Raw genomic sequence first — 679 nt, forward strand, 5'->3', positions numbered from 1 at the left:
CGGACCGGCCCGGCCGCGGTCGAGGAGTGGCTCGCGGACGCGCGCGCCGGCGACCGCATGACCGTGCGCCCGGCGCCGCTGGACGCTCTGCCCGGCTGGACCGCCGATCCCGTCACCGGCGACCTCGCCCACGACGGCGGCGCGTTCTTCGCCGTCCACGGGCTCGCCGTCGAGGACCGCGACGCGCCGCTGCCGCGCTGGGAGCAGCCGGTCATCGACCAGCCCGAGATCGGCATCCTCGGGCTGCTCGTCCGCGAGTTCGACGGCGTGCCGCACTTCCTGGTCCAGGCGAAGGCGGAGCCCGGGAACGCCGGCGGCGTGCAGGTCGCGCCGACCGTCCAGGCGACGCGCAGCAACTACACGCGTGTGCACCGGGGCAGGCCGGTGCCGTACCTGGAGTACTTCCGCACCCCGTCGGCGGCCGGGCGCGCCGCGCGGCGGCTGGTGGACGTCCGGCAGTCGGAGCTCGGCGGCTGGTTCCTGCGCAAGCGGAACCGGAACATGGTCGTGGAGGTCGGCGCGGACGTCGAGGCCCTGCCCGGCTTCCGCTGGCTGACGCTGCACCGGCTGCACCGGCTGCTGCACCGCGACGACCTGGTGAACATGGACCTGCGGTCGGTGCTGGGCTGCCTGCCGGTCGCCGGGCCGGGCGCGGCGGCGGCCCTCGCCGCGCCCCCGC

Annotated in this window: 1 protein-coding gene; it reads left to right on the top strand. The window is 77.0% G+C overall.

What is annotated here, in order from left to right; genetic code table 11:
- The coding region (locus DZF91_RS22835; RefSeq protein WP_407920925.1) for an NDP-hexose 2,3-dehydratase family protein at nucleotides 1–679 on the top strand (679 nt) is incomplete at both ends.

Origin of the sequence: Actinomadura logoneensis (assembly GCF_003428695.1) — a bacterium.
Classification (GTDB): Bacteria; Actinomycetota; Actinomycetes; order Streptosporangiales; family Streptosporangiaceae; genus Spirillospora; species Spirillospora logoneensis.